Below are 18,178 nucleotides of genomic sequence, written 5' to 3' on the forward strand. Positions count from 1 at the left end.
TCGGCGCCGCCGCGCCGTGGTTCCGCCTCGCCGGACTGCTCAGACACCGGCAGCGTCCTTAGCCGGGTCCAGCTCCCCCGCCGGGATCATCGTGCCCGCCGCGGCGATCGCGGACAGCACGGTGCGGGCCTTGTTGAGCGACTCGGTGTCCTCGTAGTCCGGGACCGAGTCCGCGACCACGCCGCCGCCGGCCTGGACGTACGCGGTCCCGTCGCGCATCAGCGCGGTGCGGATCGCGATCGCCGTGTCCGCGTCGCCGGCGAAGTCCAGATAGCCGACCACGCCGCCGTACAGCGCGCGGCGCACCGGTTCCAGCTCCTCGATCAGCTGCATCGCCCGGACCTTGGGCGCGCCGGAAAGGGTGCCCGCCGGGAAGCAGGCCGCGACCGCGTCGAACGCCGTGGCGTCGTCCTTCAGCTCGCCGGTCACCGTGGACACGATGTGCATGACGTGGCTGTAGCGCTCGATCTGGAAGAAGTCGACCACGTGCACGGTGCCCGGTTTGCAGACCTTGCCGAGGTCGTTGCGGCCGAGGTCGACGAGCATCAGGTGCTCGGCGCGTTCCTTCTCGTCCGCGAGCAGGTCCTTGGCCAGCTGCGCGTCCTCCTCCGGATCCGCGCCCCGCCAGCGGGTGCCCGCGATGGGATGCGTGGTGGCGCGGCCGTCGCGGACGGTCACCAGCGATTCCGGGCTGGAGCCGACGATGTCGAAGCCCTCCAGCCGCAGCAGGTACATGTACGGGCTCGGGTTGGAGGTGCGCAGCACGCGGTACACGTCGAGCGCGTCGGCCCCGGTCTCGATCTCGAATCGTTGCGACGGCACGACCTGGAACGCTTCGCCGGCCTTGATCGCCTCGACCGCCTTGTCGACCGCCGCGTGGAAGTCTTCCTTGCCGCGGTGGCGGCGGAATTCCGGCGCGGGACGGTCGAACGTCGCGACGGTCGGCGGCGCGGGCACCCGCAGCTGCTCGGTCATCGCGGAGAGCCGGGCCAGTGCGTCGTCGTAGGCGGCGTCCACGCGTTCGGCCGAGTCGTCCCAGTTCACCGCGTTGGCGATCAGCGTGACGGTGCCCTCGTGGTGGTCGAACGCGGCGAGGTCGGTGGCGAGCAGCATGGTCAGCTCGGGGATGTCGAGGTCCCGTTCCGCCAGCTCGGGCAGCTTTTCCAGCCAGCGCACGGAATCGTAGCCGAGGTAGCCGACCATCCCGCCGGTCAGCGGGGGCAGGCCGGGAAGCGGTTCGGTGTGCAGCGCCTCGACGGTCGCGCGCAGCACCTGCAGCGGGTCGCCCTCGGTGGGCAGGTTGTCCGGCGGGGTGCCGGTCCAGACCGCCTTGCCGTCGCGCACGGTCAGCGCGGCCGGGCTGCGCACGCCGACGAACGACCAGCGCGACCACGATTTCCCGTTCTCGGCCGATTCGAAGAGGAACGTGCCGGGCCGGTCGGCGGCGAGCTTCCGGTAAATCCCCAGCGGGGTCTCGCCGTCGGCGAGCACCCGGCGCACCACGGGGATCACGCGGCGGCTCTCGGCCAGCGCGCGGAACTCGGCGCGGGACGGGCTGACCGGGCCGGGCCCGGCCGTGGACGTGGCTGCTGAGCTGACCATGCGTCTCATTGTGCCGCTACGCCCGGGTCCGCCGGTCAGCGGGCTCTCAATTCAATGACTGTTGAATTCGAGGCGGCGACCGGTCAAGATGGTCCGGTGAGCACCGAAGACACTACCGCGCGCCGCCGCGGCCGCCGCCCCGCTGGTCAGGACACCCGCGCGGTGCTGCTCGAAGCGGCCCGCGCGGTGTTCGCCGAGAACGGCTACGAACGCGCGACGGTCCGCTCGATCGCCGCGCGCGCCGGCGTCGACGCGGCCATGGTCAACCACTGGTTCGGCGGCAAGGAGGGCCTGTTCGCGCAAGCGGTGCTGAAGCTGCCGTTCGAACCGGCGGAGCTGGTCACGGTCCTGCGCGCCGGCCCGGTCGAGGAACTGGGCACCCGGATCGTGCACACGTTCCTGACCCGCTGGGACGGCGTCGGCGGCGACACGTTCCAGGCGCTGATCCGCAGCATCGCCAGCCACGAGGCGGCGAGCACCGTGCTGCGCGAGTTCTTCTCCGGATTTTTCACCGGACTGCTGAGCGACCTCGGCGGCGACCGTCAGGAGCTGCGGGTGGCGTTGTGCGCTTCGCAGCTGGTGGGGGTCGGGTTGATCCGGTACGTGGCGCGGTTCCCGCCGATGGTGGAGGCGGAGGTGGACACGCTGGTCACGGCGGTGGCGCCGACGCTGCAGCGTTATCTCACCGGGAACATCGACTAGCGCGACAGCAGCAGGAAAACCAGCGCCAGCACGCCAGGCAGCACCTGCACGAACAGGATCCGCTTCGACGCCGTCGCGGCCCCGTACAGACCGGCGACGATCACGCACGCCAAGCCGTACAGCTTCAGCTGGAAACCCGCCGGGTCGGCCGCGATCAGGCCCCAGATCAGCGCGGCGGCGAGGAATCCGTTGTACAGCCCCTGGTTCGCTGCCAAAGTCTTGCTCTCGCGGGCGAATTCCTCGGTGGTGCCGAACGCCGCGCGCGCCCGCGGCGTGGTCCACAGGGCCATCTCCAGCACCACGATGTACAGGTGGATCAGGGCGACGAGCCCGATCAGCACGTTCGCGACGACGGCCATCACGCGTTCTCGTCCGCGAGCAGCAGCCGGTCGTCGGTGTCGAAGCACGTGTGCGTGCCGGTGTGGCAGGCCGGGCCGGTCTGGTCCACGCGCAGCAGCACCGTGTCGCCGTCGCAGTCGATGCGGACTTCGCGGACGTGCTGGACGTGACCCGAGGTCTCGCCCTTCACCCACAGTTCCTGCCTGCTGCGCGACCAGTACGTGCCGCGGCGCGTGGTGAGCGTGGATTCCAGCGCGTCGTCGTTCATCCAGGCCATCATCAGCACGTCGGACGTCGCGTGGTCCACCACGACCGCGGCGATCAGCCCGTCCGCGTTGCGCTTGATCCGGGCGGAAAGTTCCGGCGAGAGGCTCATCGCACGACCACCCCTCCGGTGCGCAGCGCGCCCTTCACGTCGCCGATCGTCAACTGTCCGAAGTGGAATACGCTCGCCGCGAGCACCGCGTCCGCGCCCGCTTGCACGGCGGGCAGGAAGTGCTCGGTCGCGCCCGCGCCGCCGCTGGCGATCACCGGAACCCGCACCGCCTTGCGGACCAGGTCGATCAGTTCGAGGTCGAAGCCGGTTTTGGTGCCGTCGGCGTCCATCGAGTTGAGCAGGATCTCGCCCACGCCGAGTTCCTCGCCGCGCGCGGCCCACTCCACCGCGTCGATGCCGGTGCCGCGCCGGCCGCCGTGCGTGGTGACCTCGAAGCCGGACGCGGTCGGGTCGCTGCCTTCGGGCACTCGGCGGGCGTCGACGGACAGCACGACGCACTGCGCCCCGAACCGGCGCGACGCCTCGCGCAGCAGCTCCGGGCGGGCGATCGCGGCCGTGTTGATGCTCACCTTGTCCGCGCCGGTGCGCAGCAGCCGGTTGACGTCGTCGGTGGAGCGCACGCCGCCGCCGACGGTGAGCGGGATGAAGACCTGCTCGGCGGTGCGGCGGACCACGTCGAAGGTGGTTTCGCGGTCTCCGGAGGACGCGGTGACGTCGAGGAAGGTCAGCTCGTCGGCGCCTTCGGCGTCGTACCGGCGCGCCAGCTCCACCGGGTCGCCCGCGTCGCGCAGGTCGGCGAAGTTGACGCCCTTCACGACCCGGCCCGCGTCGACGTCGAGACAGGGAATCACCCGAACCGCCACAGCCATGCCCGCCAGCCTAGTCGGCCGCTCGGGCAAGCCTGCCGCCACGGCTTCGTCACCAATTTGCGGATCCGAAGCATCAAAACCGGCCCCTCGCGCGTCTGATGATCGTGACCACCGGTTTCGACGATTTCGTGGCGGAACGCCTCGACGGGCTGCTGCGCTACGCGACCGTCCTCGCCGACGACCCGCATCTGGCGCAGGACATCGTGCAGGACGTGCTCCTGCGCGCGCAGCAGCGCTGGTCGAAGATCGAATCGCCGCCCACCTACGTCCGCCGGATGATCACCAACGAGTACCTGTCGTGGCGCCGCCGCGCCGCCCGCCGCGTGGTCCCGTCGAACCACACGGTGCTCGACGCGCTCGGGCCGCCGACCGCCGATCCCAGCACCGCCTACGACGAACGCGACGAAATGCTCGCCCTGCTGGCCACCCTGCCGCGGAAACAGCGCGCCGCGGTCGTCCTGCGCTACTACGAGAACTACACCGACGCCGAGATCGCGGATTTCCTCCGCTGCGGCGTCTCGACCGTGCGCAGCCAGATTTCGCGCGCGCTGGCGACGCTGCGCGCCGGAATGCCCTCGTTGCCGGCCGCCCTCACCACCGGAGCAGGAGAATGACCCCCTCGAACGAGACCGAGACGCTGGTGCGCGACAGCCTCGAACGGCTCGCCGAGCGGGCACCGGACGGCAACCAGGTGCTCAACGCGCTCGCCCGGGCCCGGCAACGCCGGCGCCGTCCTCGCCTCGCGCTGGCCGCCGCGGCCGCCGCGGTGATCGCGGTCGCCGCCGGGGTGCCGCTGGTGGTCGAAACGGTCGCCGAAGCGCCCGCGCAGCTCACGCCCGCCGCCGGACGGCCAGTGCTCGCGTACACGCCGGGCTGGCTGCCGGACGGCTTCACCGAGCAGTACCGCTCCGGCGGGCCCGGAACGACCGCGCAGGTGCGGCAATGGCAGTCCGGCGCAAGCCGGGTGGAACTCGCGGCGCACTCGACGGCCGATCCGGAATGGGCGCAGACCGCACTGCGCATCTCGGCGGTGAAGGACCAGGTCGTGGTGCACGGCCGGATCGCCATGGTGACCGGCCCGAGCGACACGATCGCCACGCTGACCTGGATGCCGGACAACCGCTACGTCCTGACCGCCAAGGTGGAAGGCGTCCCGGACGCGCGCGAGGCGGCCCAGCAAGTAGCCGATTCCGTGACCGTCGAACCAGTCCGGATCCGCGGCGAGGCGCGCTTCGGACCGCTGCCCGCCGGTCTGCACGAAGAGGCCACGACCGTTCGTGGCACCAGTTCCGACAACGCGACGACGGTGCTCGACGCGAGCGGCCCGAGCGGCAAGGTGCGCGCGACGATCAGCGGCGGCTCCCCGGCGCTCAGCGGGTCCGGGCCGGTACAGGTGCGCGGTCTCTCCGGCGCTTACGTGCCCGCTTCCGGACCGGCCGACGCGCAGGTCACCGTGCGATTGTCGACCGGGCGCTGGCTGACCGTTTCCGGCCGCTTGCCGCGCGAGCAGCTAGTCGCGGTGGCGGACGGGATCGTGCTCGATTCGGCACCGGAATACGGATGGCTGGGAACCCGCTGACCGCTACCGTGAAGCCATGTCCGAACTGGGGGAGTCTCGGAGCACGCTTTCGCGAGTGGCGTACGCCGTCGGGCTCGGGGCCGCGATCATCGCCGTTCTGGTGGCCTGGTGCGTGGGTGCCAATTACCTCGCCCAGCTCACTGCGAGCGAGCAGCTGACCTGCCGGTTGCGCCAGCTCGTGCCGTGGTCCGGCCTCGGCGTGACGCTGTGGCAGGTCAGTTCGCTCTTGCTCTTTCTGCTCGCCGGAGCCGGGATTTCCGCGCTGCTCGGGCGAATCGGGAGCCGAAAGGCGGCGCTCGGCGTGTGTGCGGCCGTGGTCGTGCTGTTCACCTGGGGCTATGTGGCGGCGACGCACGTGGTGATGGAGAAGGTGGCCGGCCACGGCACCTCGGTCGCCGTGCCGACGACGCCCGGCTCGCCGCAGCCCGCCGACCGCTGCCAAGGACTGTGACGCGGTCTACCGTAGGGCTATGTCCGAACTGGAGCGTCTCGGCGCCGAGAAGTACGTCGTGCTGACCACTTTCCGCCGCGACGGCCGCGCGGTCCCGACCCCGGTGTGGGCCTCCCGCGACGGCGACGAGCTGGTCCTGTTCTCCGAACGCAACGCGGGCAAGGTCAAACGCATCCGCAACAACGGCGACGTCCGGCTGCAAGCCTGCGACGTCCGCGGCCGCCGAGTGCACGGCGCCGAAGTCAGCGGCACCGCCCGGCTCCTCGACACCGCCGACAGCGACCGCATCCGCGGGGTCATCGCCCGCGACTACGGCCTCGTCGGACGCGTGACCATGTTCTTCAGCCGCCTCCGCGGCGGACCCGAGCGGACGATCGGCATCGCGATCAAAATCGCCGAATAAGTCACCGGGCCTCTTCACGGAGCCGGGCGCCCATCGCGGCCGAATCGTGGTTCGGTCCGCAGCCCTCGACCAGGATCACGTCACCCACCAAGTGGTCGGTGCGCAGGTGCAGGATCTTGCGGTAGTCCGCCGACGCGTACCACTCCTCGGCAGCGGCGAAGTCCGGGAATTCGAGCACCACGGTCGCGCCCGGCCAGGTGCCTTCCAGTACGCGGGTATCCCCGCCGTGGACCAGGAACCGGCCCTCGAACGGGTCGAGCGTCGCCTGGATCAGTTCCATGTACTCGTAGACCTCGGGGTCCACGGTTCCCGGCTGGCGCAGGTGGGCGATGGCGTAGGCGGTCATGTCCGGCTCCTTGGCTCGATTCCGTTGTCTGCCAAGCAATCCTGTCCGTTCCCGGGAATGGAGTCGATTACCTCGCGGGTAATCGTTCAGCCCCCATAACGGGCGGTCAGCTCGCGTCCGATGCGAGCGAGTTCGGCGCGGACCGAGTCCGGTTCCACCACCTCGACCAGGTCTCCCCACCCGGCCAGTTGTTCCGCGATCGAACGCACCCAGTGCGCCGCCACCTTCACGCGTACCCGGCCGTCCTGCTCCCCGAGCACCTCGCAATGCCGCCCGAAATGGGACCGCAGCACGGACAAGTACCGCGCGTCGATCAGGACGGTGGCCGACACGAGCGAGCGCCGCTGCTCCATCTCCTCCACGACCCTGGCCCACTGTTGGCGGAGATCGAAGTCGTCCGGCCGCTGCGAAGGCAGGTCTGTAGTCGCGGCCGCCGAAATCCGGTCGACGCGGAAAGTCCGTTGTCCCGCAGGGGTTCCGGCGATGAGATACCAGACGCCGTCCTTGTCGGCGAGGCCGTACGGATCCACTAAGCGGTCCTTGCCGCTGTAGTCGAACCGCACCTTGCGCCGCTGCACCACCGCCTGCTGGAGGGATTGAACGAGCGCGGGCGGTTCGCGATCCCGCTCGCCCCACCCCGCCGGATCGGACACGACAGCCCGCGCGGCGGCTTCGGCGTCGGCCCGGAACGTCGCGGGCAGCGCGCGGACAAGCTTGCGCAGCGCGGACGACAGTTCCGGACCGCCGGACGCCGCCGGTCCCAGCATCAAGAACAACGCCTGCGACTCGGCCGCGGTCAGCCCGCTGAGGTCGGTGCGCGCCCCGCCGACGAGCGACCAGCCGCCGCCGCGTCCGGGCTGCGGATAGACCGGGATCCCGGCCGCCGACAACGCCTCCAGGTCGCGGCGGGCCGTGGCCACGGAGATCTCCAGGTCCTCGGCCAGTTCGGCAGCGGTCACCCGGCCGCGGGCCTGAAGCAGCAGGACGGCAGCGACGAGACGGTCAGCGCGCATGGTTGGGATTCTCTCTCTAAAAGTGCTCAGAAGATGAGCACTTTGGCGGAGAAACTAGTCCCACAACCGAGCAGACAAGGATTCAGAGATGCTTCGAGGACTCAGCACCGTCACCTTCTACTCCCCCGACTTCGACGCGGCGAAGCGCTGGTACACCGACCTTTTCGGCGTCGCGCCATACATGGACACCCCGGCGTACCTGGAGTGGCGCATCGGCGATTACCAGCACGAATTCGGCATCATCCACAGTTCGTACGCCACCAGCGAACTGTCCCGGACCGCCGATCTCGCCACCGTCGGGCAGCCCGCGGGCGCGGTCGTGTTCTGGCACGTCGAGGACGTCCCCGCGACGCTGGAGCGAGTCGTCGCGATGGGCGCGAAGGTCCACGACGCCCCGCGCGACCGCGGCACCGGGTTCATCACCGCGTCGGTGATCGACCCGTGGGGCAACGTCCTCGGCCTGATGTACAACCCGCACTACGTCTCGATCCGCGAAACGCTGGTGCGGGCATGACTATCTTCGCCGACGCCGCGGCATGGCGGAACTGGCTGGCCGAGCACCACGATTCCGCCACCGAAGTCTGGGTGGTGCTGGCGAAGAAGGGCGAGCCCGGCCTCACCTACGAGCAGGCGCTGCGAGAAGCGCTCTGCTACGGCTGGATCGACGGCCTGACCCGCCGCCGCGACGACTCGACCTACACCCAGCGGTACACGCCGCGACGGCCGAAAAGCCCGTGGTCGCCGCGAAATCTCGCCCGGGCCGAGCTGCTCCGGCAGGAGGGCCGGATGCGCCCGGCCGGGCAGCTCGCGCTCGACCGGGCCGCGATTCCGGCGTGATTTCCGGTGCTCGCCGACGATTCCCGCGGTCAGCGGACGGCGGCGAGGGCTTCCGGGAGAGTGAAAGCGCCCGCGTACAGCGCCTTCCCGACGATCGAGCCTTCGACGCCGTCCGACGCCAGCCCGGCGAGCGCCCGCAGATCGTCCACACTGGACACTCCGCCGGAGGCGATCACCGGGGCGTCGGTGCGGGCGGTGACCTCGCGCAGCAGGTCCAGGTTCGGGCCGCGCAGGGTGCCGTCCTTGCTCACGTCGGTGACGACGTACCGGCTGGCCCCGTCGCGGTCGAGCCGCTCCAGAACCTCCCACAGGTCGCCGCCGTCGGACGTCCAGCCGCGCGCGGACAGCCGGTGCCCGGCCTCGGTGATCCGCACGTCGAGGCCGATCGCGACGCGGTCGCCGTATTCGGAGACGACCTTCGCCGTCCAGTCCGGGTCCTCGAGCGCCGCGGTGCCGAGGTTGACCCGGCGCGCGCCGGTGGCGAGCGCCGCCTCGAGCGACGCGTCGTCGCGGATGCCGCCGGACAGCTCCACCTGCACGTCGAGCCGCTTGACGACGTCGGCGAGCAGCTCGCGGTTGCTGCCCTTGCCGAAGGCCGCGTCGAGGTCCACGAGATGGATCCACTCGGCGCCGTCGCGCTGCCACTGCAGCGCCGCCTCGAGCGGGCTGCCGTAGGAGGTCTCGGTGCCCGCCTCGCCCTGGACGAGTCGGACCGCCTGGCCGTCGGCAACATCAACTGCGGGAAGGAGCGTGAAAGTCACGCGCACAGCCTAAGCGGCGCGGCCGGGCGCACCTTCCGGGGGATATCCGCGCGGCCGGACGGCCTCGGCGACCTGGCGATGCGGCGCACGCCACGGACCGGCGAAGTGAGCGGCGGCACAGTCGCCTCCTGACGGAAACTCCTGGCTAGGCCAGCGTGCCCAGCCAGTTGCGCAGCAGCTGCGCCCCCGCGTCCCCGGACTTCTCCGGGTGGAACTGGGTGGCCCACAGCGGTCCGTTCTCCACCGCCGCGACGAAGTCCTCGCCGTGGTTCGCCCAGGTCACCTTGGGCTGCTGCCCGGCGAGGCCGGAGTCCAGTTCCCACTTCCGCGCCGCGTAGGAGTGCACGAAATAGAACCGCTCGTCCGGGTCGATCCCGGCGAACAGCTGCGAATCGGCGGGCGCGCGGACGGTGTTCCAGCCCATGTGCGGGAGCACGTCGGCGTGCAGCCGCTCGACCGTGCCCGGCCATTCGCCGGTGCCCTCGGTCTCCTCGCCGTGCTCGACGCCGCGCGAGAACAGGATCTGCATGCCGACGCAGATGCCCAGCACCGGGCGTCCGCCCGCCAGCCGCTTGCCGATGATCCGGTGCCCGTGCACGCCCAGCAGCCCGCTCATGCACGCCGAGAACGCGCCGACGCCGGGCACCACGAGGCCGTCGGCTTCGAGCGCGGCATGCGGGTCCGCGGTGACTTCCACGTCGGCGCCCGCGCGCGCGACGGCGCGTTCGGCGGAGCGGAGGTTTCCGGAGCCGTAATCGAGGATCACCACACGAGACACGCCCCGAGCCTAGCCTCCCGGACAATTTCGTTCCGAGCCCGTTTCGTTCTCGCCCCGAACGGGTACCCACTGGGCTATGTGCGGGCGCCGCCGGCGCCCCCGGACCCGGAAAGAGGACGAAATGTCCGAGTCCGATCTGCTCTGCCGGATGTTCCAAGCATGGCGGGAAGACATCGACAGCGTGCCGTTCCCGCAGTTCAGGGAGCTGACCATCCCGCTGCAGAAGACCCGCGCGGAGATCGACCTCGCGCGCCGGTCGACCGCGCGCACGGTGAACCCCGTGCGGCGCGCCGACAGCGGCTGGTGACTGCGGGCGGTTGCCCGTTGCCGGGGTCTCTCCTCATCCGGTGAAGAATTCCTTGAGGGACAACGCGATCGAACCCGCGTCGAGCCCGTGCACGAGATCGTGGTCGGCGAGCGTGCCGTAAATCCGCACCTCGGCGTCCCGGCGGGTGCCGAGGTTCAGCAGCCGGTGCGGCCGGTCCGCGAGCGCGTCGGCGACGCAATGCGCGGAGGTTCCCTTGAGGTACGGCTCCACCAGCGCCACATCAGCCACCTCCGGCATCGCGGCGCGCAGCCCTTCGGCGTCGAACGGGCGCACCGTCGAGGTGTAGAGCACCGTCACGTCCATGCCCTCGGCCGCCTCCAGCACCCGGTCCAGCATCGGCCCGACCGCGATCACCACGCCGCGCGTGCCCTGGCGGATCGTCTGGAGCCCGACGCCGAGGTGCGGCTCGGAATTCTCCTGCGCGGACAGCCGCAGGTACGTCCGGCTGTCCCCGGGCACCGAGTCGAGCAGCAGCCGCCGCGCCTCCTCGGGATGCCCGGGCACGTGCACGTACCAGCCGGGCAGGGAATCGATCAGCGCGACGTCGCCGGGAGCCTGGTGCGTTCGGCCTTCCATCGGCATGTCGTAGGAAGCGCCGTACGACACCAGCACCGCGCCGAGGTCCTGATGGCTGAGGTCCAGTTTGATCTGCTCGAACGCGCGCTCCACGAGGAACGCGTTGAAGGTGTGCACGATCGGCCGGAGCCCGGCGAGCGCGAGGCCGGCGCCGGTGCTCACGAGCAACTGCTCGCGGATCCCGACGTTGATCACCCGGTCCGGATGCCGTCGCGCGGCCTCGGCGAGCGACGCGGCCGAGATGTCGGCGAGGACGATCGCCACGTCCTGGTCGCGGTTGACGATTTCCTCGGCGGTGGTCAGGAAGGTGTCCCGCATGTTCGGCATCAGTGCGCGCCTTTCGGTTCCACGACGGCGACGACCGCGAGCGGCCGTCCGGGATGAGGGGTGGTGAACGCGTCGTACAGCGCTTCGTGGTCGCGGCCGGAGACCGTGCGCACGGCCCAGCCCTCGGTTTCGAAACGGCGCGCGATGCCGCCTGGCCAGCCGTGCGTCGAGGATTGGTTGTCCACGACCACCGTGGTCAGCTTGTCGAGCCCGAGCCGTGCGGCGACGACGATCGCCTCGTGGTTGGAGCCCTCGTCGAGTTCGGCGTCGCCGACCAGCGTGACGATGCGCGAGCGGAACCGGCGGGCGCGCAGGCCGAGCGCGGTGCCGACGGCGATCGGCAGGCCGTGCCCGAGCGAACCGCTGGAGATTTCGACGCCGGGCGCGCGGACGCGGTCGGGATGGTGGCCGAGCCGCGAACGCGCCGAACTCCAGCCGGCGAGTTCGTCCTCGTCCAGCCAGCCTTTCGCGACGAGCACCGCGTAGTACGCCATCGGGCCGTGCCCCTTGGACAGCAGGAACCGGTCGCGGCCCGGCTGCCGGGCGGTGTCCGGGCCGAGGTCGAGGACCCGGTCGAACAGCACCCACAGGACGTCCATTGTGGACTCCGCGGCCGCGTGGTGTTTGTCGTCGCCGGTCATCAGCGAGATCAGCCGGGGCAGGTCCGCGTAGCCCGGCTCGTGCGTCGTCGTGGTCATGGTCCCGACCATGCAACCTCGACCAAACTGAAGGTCAAGCGCTAACCTGGACCAATGACGAGGTTGGCGGACAAGCTGAGCATCGGCCAGGTCGCGGAACGCAGCGGGGTCCCGCACACGGCACTGCGGTTCTACGAGGAGCGCGGCCTGATCACGTCCGAACGCTCGGCGGGCAACCAGCGCCGCTACGCGCGTTCGGTGCTGCGGCGGATCGCGTTCATCCGCGCCGCGCAACGGGTCGGGTTGTCGCTGGAAGACATCAGCGCGGCGTTGGAGACGCTCCCCGCCGACCACGCGCCGACGAAGGCGGACTGGGCCCGGCTGTCGCGCGAATGGCAGACCGAACTCGACGCCCGGATCGACGCGTTGCAGCGGCTGCGCGACCGGCTGACCGGATGCGTCGGCTGCGGATGCCTGTCGCTGCGCAGCTGCGGCCTGTACAACGCGGACGACGAGCTCTCCCGGTTCGGGCCCGGGGCCAGCAAGCTCCGCCCGGTGCTGGAGGGCGGCATCTGAATTCCGTTGCGCGCCAGTGCTTCGGTGTGGGTTACTACGGGCAGAGATGAACGAGAAAAATCGAACCCGGGTGTCCAAACGGCTGTCCCGGCACCTGCGCCACGACCCCGGCGGACTCGGCCTCACCCTCTCCCCTGGCGGCTGGGTTCCGGTCGACGAGCTCCTCGCGGCACTGGCCCGAAATCGGTTCCCGGTGAGCCGCGCGGAGCTGGACGAGGTCGTCGCGAACTGCGCCAAACAGCGGTTCGCCTTCGACGAGACGGGCACGTTGATCCGCGCCAGCCAGGGACACAGCGTCCGGGTGGATCTGGAACTGGCGGACGCGCCGCCGCCGGAAATCCTCTTCCACGGCACGGCGACGCGGTTCCTGCCCTCGATCCAGGCGGAGGGATTGCGCCCGATGACGCGGCACGCGGTGCATTTGTCGGCGACCCGCGAGACGGCGCGGAAGGTCGGATCGCGGCACGGGAAACCGGTCGTGCTCACGGTGGCGGCCGGGGAAATGGCCGCGCGCGGGCACGTGTTTCAGGTGAGCGACAACGGGGTGTGGCTGACTTCGGCGGTTCCGGCGGAGTTTCTGACGGCGCCCGAGTAGCGCATACTGAACGGGTCGCGCCCGAGGAGGTGGCCATGCCGGACTACACGATCGTCCAGTGCAGCGAAGGCCATTATTTCTCCACGATCTGGCTGCCCTTGGTGTCGTTCAAGGCGATCCGGCTCGGCGACCGTCGGCTGCAGCGATGCCCGGTGTGCCGCCGTTTCCGCTCTGTCGTCCGGGTTCCCGCGGATCAGTTGACGGCCGAGGAACTGCGCGCGGCTGAAGCGCTGAAGGACTCCCGGCTGCCGTAACCGACCGCCTCGGCGAGTTTCCGGGTGCGGACGGTGCGGAGGTACGTGGGCGCTTCCGCGGTTCAGCCAGCTTCGCCGACCCGGCACAGGATTTCCCCGTGCGGGATCGAGAACCACCCGTCCGGATCGGCCGCCCACGCACGCCACGCGGCAGAGATCTCGCGGAGGTCTTCCGCGGACGCGTGTCCGCCCGCCACGGCCTGTTCGGCAATCTTGGAATCCAGGATCCGTTCCGCCCACATGCCGCCCCACCACGCGCGTTCCTCGGGCGTGGAATGACACCAGATCGAGGCGCTCGGCTTGACGTCGCGAGCGCCCGCGGCGTGCGCCCAGGCCAGCAATCGCCGTCCCGCGTCCGGCTCGGCGCCGTTGCTGTGCGCGACCGCGCGGTACACCTCGAGCCAGCGGTCCAGCCGCGAATCCGCCGGCCACCAGAACGCTGCGGCGTAGTCGGTGTCGCGCGCGGCGACCACACCGCCGGGTTTCGCCAGCGCCAGCATGTGCCGCAGCGCTTCCACCGGTTCGGTCAGGTGCAGCAGCACCTGGTGCGCGTGCACGACGTCGAACCGGCCGATCGCCGGGCCCGCGGTGATGTCGGCGCGCTCGAACCGGACGTTGGACACGCCTTCGCTCCGCGCGTGCGCCCGCGCCTGCTCCAGAACGGCTTCCGACACGTCGATGCCGACGACCTCGCCCGGAGCCACCCGGCGGGCGAGATCCACCGTGATCGTCCCGGGTCCGCAGCCGACGTCCAGCACGCTGCGCCCGGGAAGCAGCTCCGGTGCGAGGTAGGCGGCCGAATTGTCTACGGTTCGCCAAACTTGCGACCGTACAACGCTTTCCGCGTGCCCCTGCCCGTAAGCGCTATCCGAAGACATGCTCCGAGGTTAGGAGCCTCGTCCCAGATACTGCAACAGTCTTCTCAACAGTTGAGAAGCTGGCTCAACAGACTCGGCGGCGCGGCCTGCCCAGCAGCCGCCGCCCCACTCCGACCAGCTCCTGGCGGAGCGTTTCGTCGTCCACCTCGGCCAGATCGGGAGCGCCGCCCGCCATCGCGATGCCGGTGAACGCCACGATCGCCGTCACGCGAGCGGTCACGTCCGGCTCCGGCTCCCCGGCCACGATCGAGATCAGCGCCTGTTTGAACCCTTCGACGCCGTGCCGCGATTTCGCGAGCGCCGCGTCGATGCCCGGGTCGCTGGAGAACAGCGCGACCAGCACCCGGTGCCGCACGACAAGATCGACGAAACCGTCCAGCAGATGGTCCACGCGCGCGCCGTGGCGGCGGTGCTTCGCCGCCTCGACGACCAGTTCGTCCAGTTCCCGGATGCCCGGTTCCGCGACCGCCTCGGTGATTTCCGACTTCGTCTTGAAGTGGTAGTACACCGCGGCCTTGGTGACGCCCAGCTCGTCGGCGATCATCTGCAGCGACGTGCCCTCCACGCCGTGCTCCGAGAACAGCCGCAGCGCAGTGGCGAGCAGCCTGGTCCGGGTGTCCGCGACCGGTTCGACGGTCGTCATCGCGCCCTCCTCGTCAAGCGGAGTGCGCTGCTCCGCAGCACATCATCGTACTTGCCGGGCGACTAGTCCGAAACTTGTCGTGCGGCTAGTCACATCCTAGCCGATCGGCTTGGCAGCCCCTTGCCGAACGGCTAGCTTCGAAAGGGCGATTCCCAGTGCGGAGAGCCCGCTTCGGGCGCGAAACGGAGACGACTCGTGGCACCCTTCCTGTACCGGCTCGGCAGGCTGTCGTTCCGCCGCCGGGTCCTCGTGGCGGCGGTCTGGGCGCTTGTCCTCGCGGCGGTGGGCGCGGGCGCGCTCACGCTGTCGGGCAAGCTGTCCGATTCGGTGACCATCCCCGGCACCGAATCCCAGCAGGCGATCGACCGGCTGGCCGAGCACTTCCCGCAGGCCGCGGCGGGCGGCGGCACCGCGCGCGTGGCGATCGCCGCGCCGGAGGGGCACAAGGTCACCGACCCGGCGGGGCAGGCGGCCGTCGAGTCGGTGGTGGGCAAGCTGAAGTCCGCGCCGAAGGTGGCCGCGGTGGTCGACCCGTTCCAGGCGAAGTCGGTGTCCCCCGACGGCCGGGTCGCGCTCGCGCAGGTGAGCTACCAGGTCAAGGGTTTCGAGCTCAGCGATTCCGACCGGTCCGCGCTGCTGGCCACTGGTGATCACGCGAAGCAGCAGGGATATCAGGTCGAGTACGGCGGCGACGCGGTGCAGGGCATCCCGGCGACCGGGGCCACCGAAGGGCTCGGCGTCGCGGTCGCGGCGGTCGTCCTGATCATCACCTTCGGTTCGCTGCTCGCCGCCGGGATTCCGTTGCTGACCGCGCTGATCGGGGTCGGCGTCGGGATGGCGGGCATCATGCTGGCGTCCGGTTCGCTGGAGCTGAACTCCAACACTCCGGTGCTGGCGTTGATGATCGGGCTCGCGGTGGGCATCGACTACGCGCTGTTCATCGTCTCCCGTTACCGGCACGAACTGGCCGAGGGCCGCGAACCCGAGGAAGCCGCCGGCCGAGCCGTTGGCACCGCTGGTTCCGCGGTGGTGTTCGCCGGGCTGACGGTGATCATCGCGCTCGCCGGGCTGACCGTCGTCGGTATTCCGTTCCTCGGCCAGATGGGCGTCGCCGCCGCGGCGACCGTCGTGATCGCCGTGCTGATCGCGTTGACGCTGCTGCCCGCCGTGCTCGGCTTCGCCGGTGCCCGGGTCGCCAGCAGCAAGATCCGCGTGCGCCGCCGCACCGAAGGCCCGACACATGGTGAACGCTGGGCGCGTTTCGTTGCGCGGCACCGGGTTCCGGTCCTGCTGACCGCGCTGGTCGGGCTGGCCGTGGTCGCGATTCCCGCGCTGAGCATGCAGCTCGGCCTGCCCAACGACTCCACCGCCGCGCCGGACACCACCCAGCGCAAGGCCTACGACCTGGTCAGCAAGGGCTTCGGCGAGGGCGCGAACGGACCGCTGCTGGTCGTCGTCGACACCGGCCCGAACCACAATCCGGCCGCGTTGAAGCAGGCCGCGGCGGACATCGGCAAGCTGCCGGACGTCGCCGCGGTGACGCCGCCCCGGGTCAACCCGGCCGGGGACACCGCGGTGCTCACGGTGATCCCGAAGAGCGGCCCGAGCAGCACGCAGACCGAGGACCTCGTGTCCGCGATCCGCGCGCAATCCGCGCCGTTGCAGGAAAACACCGGCGGCAGCCTCGCGGTGACCGGCCAGACCGCAGCCAACATCGACGTGTCGCAGAAGCTGTCGGACGCGATGCTGCCCTATCTCGCGCTGATCGTCGGGCTGGCATTCCTGTTGCTGATGCTGGTGTTCCGGTCGGTCGTGGTGCCGTTGAAGGCGACGCTCGGGTTCCTGGGCTCGGTGGTCGCGACGTTCGGCGCGGTGGTCGCAGTGTTCCAGTGGGGCTGGCTGACCGACCTGCTCGGCGTCGCCTCGACCGGCCCGATCATGAGCATGCTGCCGATCCTGCTGATCGGCGTCCTGTTCGGGCTCGCGATGGACTACCAGGTGTTCCTGGTGACCCGGATGCGCGAGGAACACGTGCACGGGGCCGAGCCGCAGGAAGCGATGGTGACCGGATTCCGGCACGGCGCACGGGTTGTCGTGGCGGCCGCGCTGATCATGATCTCGGTGTTCGCCGGGTTCGTCCTGGCCGAGTCGACGCTGATCCAATCGATCGGGTTCGCGCTGGCCTTCGGCGTGCTGGTGGACGCGTTCGTGATCCGGATGACCATCGTGCCCGCGGTGATGTCCCTGCTCGGCCGCGGCGCGTGGTGGCTGCCCAAGTGGCTCGACCGGATCCTGCCGAACGTCGACGTCGAAGGCGAGGGCCTCGTCCGCGAACTCGGCGCCCGCGGCGACGACGAACGCGAACTGACTCGAGTCTGAGTTTTTGTCGGTGGTGGTTCGTACCCTGGTTTCATGATCGAGGACACAGTACGAACTTGGGTCGCGGGATGGGCGTTGTCACGGCAGACGCCGGCGCCGGTCGAGAAGCCATGGGGGCTTTTCGTCGAGGTGCCGGACAATCCCGCGGAAGTGGGCAGGCACGTCCTGCCCGAGGCTGAGGAGTCGCTGGTCCGCGCTGCTGCGGGCGCGGTCAGCGAACCTCGGACGTGGCTGAAAACGCCTGCCGAGCCGGAAACGATCGAACCGTGGATGCCGGACGGCTGGATAGTCGCGTGGGAAGAAACCGGACACCTGATGGCGACGGATCTGCTGGCGACGAACCCGGTCGCGCCGGACGGCTACACGGTGACGGTGGAGGTCAGCGGCGCCGTCACGTTCCTCCGCGTGCTGGACGCGACGGGCGAGCAGGCAGCGAAGGGCCAGATGGCGACTGTCGGCGACGCGGTTGTTGTGGACCGAGTGGTGACTGAGGAAGCCCACCGGCGCCGCGGACTGGGCGGGTTCGTGATGCGCTCGCTCGCCGACCGCGCGGTCTCGGACGGAGCCGTGCTGGGCGTGCTCGGGGCGACGGATGCGGGGCGGGCGCTGTACGAGACGTTGGGGTGGAAGAAGCACGCGACGCTGGCTGAGTGCATTTATCAGCCGTTGGCGGCTTAGTCTCGGGGTGCGCTTGGGGAGGTGTTTTATTGACAGGAGTCACGGGCTAGGCGTGGGGAGATTCGCGTTCGTTGCCGGGAAGGCGTGCGTCGAAGGCGGCTAGGACCTCGCACGTCGCCGCGAGTTACGCGCTTGCCGTGAGGGGCGTGCGCTAGCTGTGGGGAGGCACGCTGTGGGCGGGGAAGTCCGTGTTTCGTTGCTGGGAGGGCGCCACGAGCGACAAGGGCCGCGTTAGCCGTCGCGAACCACGGGCTGCTGTGGAAGGGCTCGCGTTAGCTGCCTGCGCAGGCGTCGGGCGGCGCGAAGGTCTGAGGTTCACCCCGAACGGTGGACAGGGGCTTACGAGGGT

25 protein-coding genes are annotated in these 18,178 nt (G+C 70.3%); 13 read left to right on the top strand and 12 right to left on the bottom strand.

All coding sequences use genetic code 11. The features are described 5' to 3' along the window. Nucleotides 1–39: 39 nt before the first annotated feature. Complete coding sequence (locus EIZ44_RS19845) at nucleotides 40–1,602, bottom strand: anthranilate synthase component I (RefSeq protein ID WP_134730352.1); 1,563 nt, start codon at nucleotides 1,600–1,602, stop codon at nucleotides 40–42. A 96-nt stretch (nucleotides 1,603–1,698) separates the two neighbouring features. Here EIZ44_RS19845 and EIZ44_RS19850 point away from each other — a divergent pair, with 96 nt between their 5' ends. Beyond that, a complete protein-coding gene (locus EIZ44_RS19850; RefSeq protein WP_037809657.1) occupies nucleotides 1,699–2,304 on the top strand; it encodes a TetR/AcrR family transcriptional regulator in 606 nt (201 codons plus the stop codon). On the opposite strand, the gene EIZ44_RS19855 is transcribed toward EIZ44_RS19850, so the two are convergent. The 3 genes from EIZ44_RS19855 to hisF are packed head-to-tail and all read right to left on the bottom strand — an operon-like array spanning nucleotide 2,301 to nucleotide 3,789. Next, nucleotides 2,301–2,663 carry a DUF1304 domain-containing protein gene (locus EIZ44_RS19855; protein ID WP_037809656.1) on the bottom strand — a complete coding sequence of 121 codons (363 nt, stop codon included), beginning with the start codon at nucleotides 2,661–2,663 and terminating at the stop codon, nucleotides 2,301–2,303. The genes EIZ44_RS19850 and EIZ44_RS19855 overlap by 4 nt on opposite strands. After that, the gene (gene hisI, locus EIZ44_RS19860) at nucleotides 2,663–3,019 is read right to left on the bottom strand and encodes a phosphoribosyl-AMP cyclohydrolase (protein ID WP_037809655.1); all 357 of its coding nucleotides are present in this window, start codon (nucleotides 3,017–3,019) and stop codon (nucleotides 2,663–2,665) included. The genes EIZ44_RS19855 and hisI overlap by 1 nt, the downstream gene beginning before the upstream one ends. Beyond that, entirely contained in the window at nucleotides 3,016–3,789 is a 774-nt protein-coding gene (gene hisF / locus EIZ44_RS19865) for an imidazole glycerol phosphate synthase subunit HisF (protein ID WP_134730354.1), read from the bottom strand. Before hisF ends, hisI begins: the two co-directional genes overlap by 4 nt. Nucleotides 3,790–3,887: 98 nt before the next feature. On the opposite strand from hisF, the gene EIZ44_RS19870 reads away from it, so the two are divergent. The 4 genes from EIZ44_RS19870 to EIZ44_RS19885 are packed head-to-tail and all read left to right on the top strand — an operon-like array spanning nucleotide 3,888 to nucleotide 6,222. Further along, nucleotides 3,888–4,403 carry a SigE family RNA polymerase sigma factor gene (locus EIZ44_RS19870; RefSeq protein WP_037809651.1) on the top strand — a complete coding sequence of 172 codons (516 nt, stop codon included), beginning with the start codon at nucleotides 3,888–3,890 and terminating at the stop codon, nucleotides 4,401–4,403. Beyond that, nucleotides 4,400–5,368 (top strand): hypothetical protein, encoded by a 969-nt coding sequence (locus EIZ44_RS19875; protein ID WP_134730356.1) that lies wholly within the window; start codon nucleotides 4,400–4,402, stop codon nucleotides 5,366–5,368. The genes EIZ44_RS19870 and EIZ44_RS19875 overlap by 4 nt, the downstream gene beginning before the upstream one ends. 16 nt (nucleotides 5,369–5,384) lie before the next feature. Next, entirely contained in the window at nucleotides 5,385–5,819 is a 435-nt protein-coding gene (locus EIZ44_RS19880) for a hypothetical protein (protein ID WP_134730357.1), read from the top strand. 19 nt (nucleotides 5,820–5,838) lie between these two features. Continuing rightward, nucleotides 5,839–6,222, top strand: a complete 384-nt coding sequence (locus tag EIZ44_RS19885; RefSeq protein WP_134730359.1) for a PPOX class F420-dependent oxidoreductase — start codon at nucleotides 5,839–5,841, stop codon at nucleotides 6,220–6,222. A 1-nt stretch (nucleotide 6,223) separates the two neighbouring features. Here EIZ44_RS19885 and EIZ44_RS19890 read toward each other — a convergent pair whose 3' ends face one another. Continuing rightward, entirely contained in the window at nucleotides 6,224–6,568 is a 345-nt protein-coding gene (locus EIZ44_RS19890) for a DUF1330 domain-containing protein (RefSeq protein ID WP_134730361.1), read from the bottom strand. An 86-nt stretch (nucleotides 6,569–6,654) separates the two neighbouring features. Beyond that, nucleotides 6,655–7,581: a helix-turn-helix transcriptional regulator gene (locus EIZ44_RS19895; RefSeq protein ID WP_134730363.1), complete on the bottom strand. Its 927-nt coding sequence runs from the start codon at nucleotides 7,579–7,581 to the stop codon at nucleotides 6,655–6,657. A gap of 88 nt (nucleotides 7,582–7,669) precedes the next feature. Between EIZ44_RS19895 and EIZ44_RS19900 the strand changes: the two genes are divergently transcribed. Continuing rightward, nucleotides 7,670–8,095 (top strand): VOC family protein, encoded by a 426-nt coding sequence (locus EIZ44_RS19900; protein WP_134730365.1) that lies wholly within the window; start codon nucleotides 7,670–7,672, stop codon nucleotides 8,093–8,095. After that, nucleotides 8,092–8,418 (top strand): YdeI/OmpD-associated family protein, encoded by a 327-nt coding sequence (locus EIZ44_RS19905; protein ID WP_134730367.1) that lies wholly within the window; start codon nucleotides 8,092–8,094, stop codon nucleotides 8,416–8,418. Before EIZ44_RS19900 ends, EIZ44_RS19905 begins: the two co-directional genes overlap by 4 nt. A gap of 29 nt (nucleotides 8,419–8,447) precedes the next feature. On the opposite strand, the gene priA is transcribed toward EIZ44_RS19905, so the two are convergent. Next, nucleotides 8,448–9,179: a bifunctional 1-(5-phosphoribosyl)-5-((5-phosphoribosylamino)methylideneamino)imidazole-4-carboxamide isomerase/phosphoribosylanthranilate isomerase PriA gene (gene priA, locus EIZ44_RS19910; RefSeq protein ID WP_037370068.1), complete on the bottom strand. Its 732-nt coding sequence runs from the start codon at nucleotides 9,177–9,179 to the stop codon at nucleotides 8,448–8,450. A 145-nt stretch (nucleotides 9,180–9,324) separates the two neighbouring features. Then, entirely contained in the window at nucleotides 9,325–9,948 is a 624-nt protein-coding gene (gene hisH / locus EIZ44_RS19915) for an imidazole glycerol phosphate synthase subunit HisH (RefSeq protein WP_134730385.1), read from the bottom strand. Between the two features lie 130 nt (nucleotides 9,949–10,078). On the opposite strand from hisH, the gene EIZ44_RS19920 reads away from it, so the two are divergent. Continuing rightward, nucleotides 10,079–10,264 carry a hypothetical protein gene (locus EIZ44_RS19920; protein ID WP_037809637.1) on the top strand — a complete coding sequence of 62 codons (186 nt, stop codon included), beginning with the start codon at nucleotides 10,079–10,081 and terminating at the stop codon, nucleotides 10,262–10,264. A 33-nt stretch (nucleotides 10,265–10,297) separates the two neighbouring features. Here EIZ44_RS19920 and EIZ44_RS19925 read toward each other — a convergent pair whose 3' ends face one another. Both EIZ44_RS19925 and EIZ44_RS19930 read right to left on the bottom strand, forming a co-directional pair. Then, nucleotides 10,298–11,188: a transketolase family protein gene (locus EIZ44_RS19925; RefSeq protein WP_134730369.1), complete on the bottom strand. Its 891-nt coding sequence runs from the start codon at nucleotides 11,186–11,188 to the stop codon at nucleotides 10,298–10,300. Then, nucleotides 11,188–11,886: a thiamine pyrophosphate-binding protein gene (locus tag EIZ44_RS19930; protein WP_037810078.1), complete on the bottom strand. Its 699-nt coding sequence runs from the start codon at nucleotides 11,884–11,886 to the stop codon at nucleotides 11,188–11,190. The genes EIZ44_RS19925 and EIZ44_RS19930 overlap by 1 nt, the downstream gene beginning before the upstream one ends. 54 nt (nucleotides 11,887–11,940) lie before the next feature. Between EIZ44_RS19930 and soxR the strand changes: the two genes are divergently transcribed. From soxR to EIZ44_RS19945, 3 genes are read left to right on the top strand one after another with little or no spacing between them, the layout of a single operon-like run. Further along, nucleotides 11,941–12,402, top strand: a complete 462-nt coding sequence (soxR, locus tag EIZ44_RS19935) for a redox-sensitive transcriptional activator SoxR (protein ID WP_037809633.1) — start codon at nucleotides 11,941–11,943, stop codon at nucleotides 12,400–12,402. A 46-nt stretch (nucleotides 12,403–12,448) separates the two neighbouring features. Then, nucleotides 12,449–12,997, top strand: coding sequence for an RNA 2'-phosphotransferase (locus tag EIZ44_RS19940; RefSeq protein WP_134730371.1), 549 nt, complete (start codon nucleotides 12,449–12,451; stop codon nucleotides 12,995–12,997). A 35-nt stretch (nucleotides 12,998–13,032) separates the two neighbouring features. Then, nucleotides 13,033–13,251, top strand: a complete 219-nt coding sequence (locus EIZ44_RS19945) for a hypothetical protein (protein WP_037809631.1) — start codon at nucleotides 13,033–13,035, stop codon at nucleotides 13,249–13,251. A 62-nt stretch (nucleotides 13,252–13,313) separates the two neighbouring features. Here EIZ44_RS19945 and EIZ44_RS19950 read toward each other — a convergent pair whose 3' ends face one another. Continuing rightward, entirely contained in the window at nucleotides 13,314–14,129 is an 816-nt protein-coding gene (locus EIZ44_RS19950) for a class I SAM-dependent methyltransferase (RefSeq protein ID WP_134730373.1), read from the bottom strand. A gap of 64 nt (nucleotides 14,130–14,193) precedes the next feature. Next, nucleotides 14,194–14,772 (bottom strand): TetR/AcrR family transcriptional regulator, encoded by a 579-nt coding sequence (locus EIZ44_RS19955; RefSeq protein ID WP_037809627.1) that lies wholly within the window; start codon nucleotides 14,770–14,772, stop codon nucleotides 14,194–14,196. A gap of 195 nt (nucleotides 14,773–14,967) precedes the next feature. Here EIZ44_RS19955 and EIZ44_RS19960 point away from each other — a divergent pair, with 195 nt between their 5' ends. Both EIZ44_RS19960 and EIZ44_RS19965 read left to right on the top strand, forming a co-directional pair. Further along, complete coding sequence (locus EIZ44_RS19960) at nucleotides 14,968–17,151, top strand: MMPL family transporter (protein WP_134730375.1); 2,184 nt, start codon at nucleotides 14,968–14,970, stop codon at nucleotides 17,149–17,151. A 33-nt stretch (nucleotides 17,152–17,184) separates the two neighbouring features. Beyond that, nucleotides 17,185–17,829: a GNAT family N-acetyltransferase gene (locus EIZ44_RS19965; protein WP_134730377.1), complete on the top strand. Its 645-nt coding sequence runs from the start codon at nucleotides 17,185–17,187 to the stop codon at nucleotides 17,827–17,829. Nucleotides 17,830–18,178 lie beyond the last annotated feature (349 nt).

Origin of the sequence: Amycolatopsis nivea, from assembly GCF_004522235.1 — a bacterium.
Lineage (GTDB): Bacteria > Actinomycetota > Actinomycetes > Mycobacteriales > Pseudonocardiaceae > Amycolatopsis > Amycolatopsis nivea.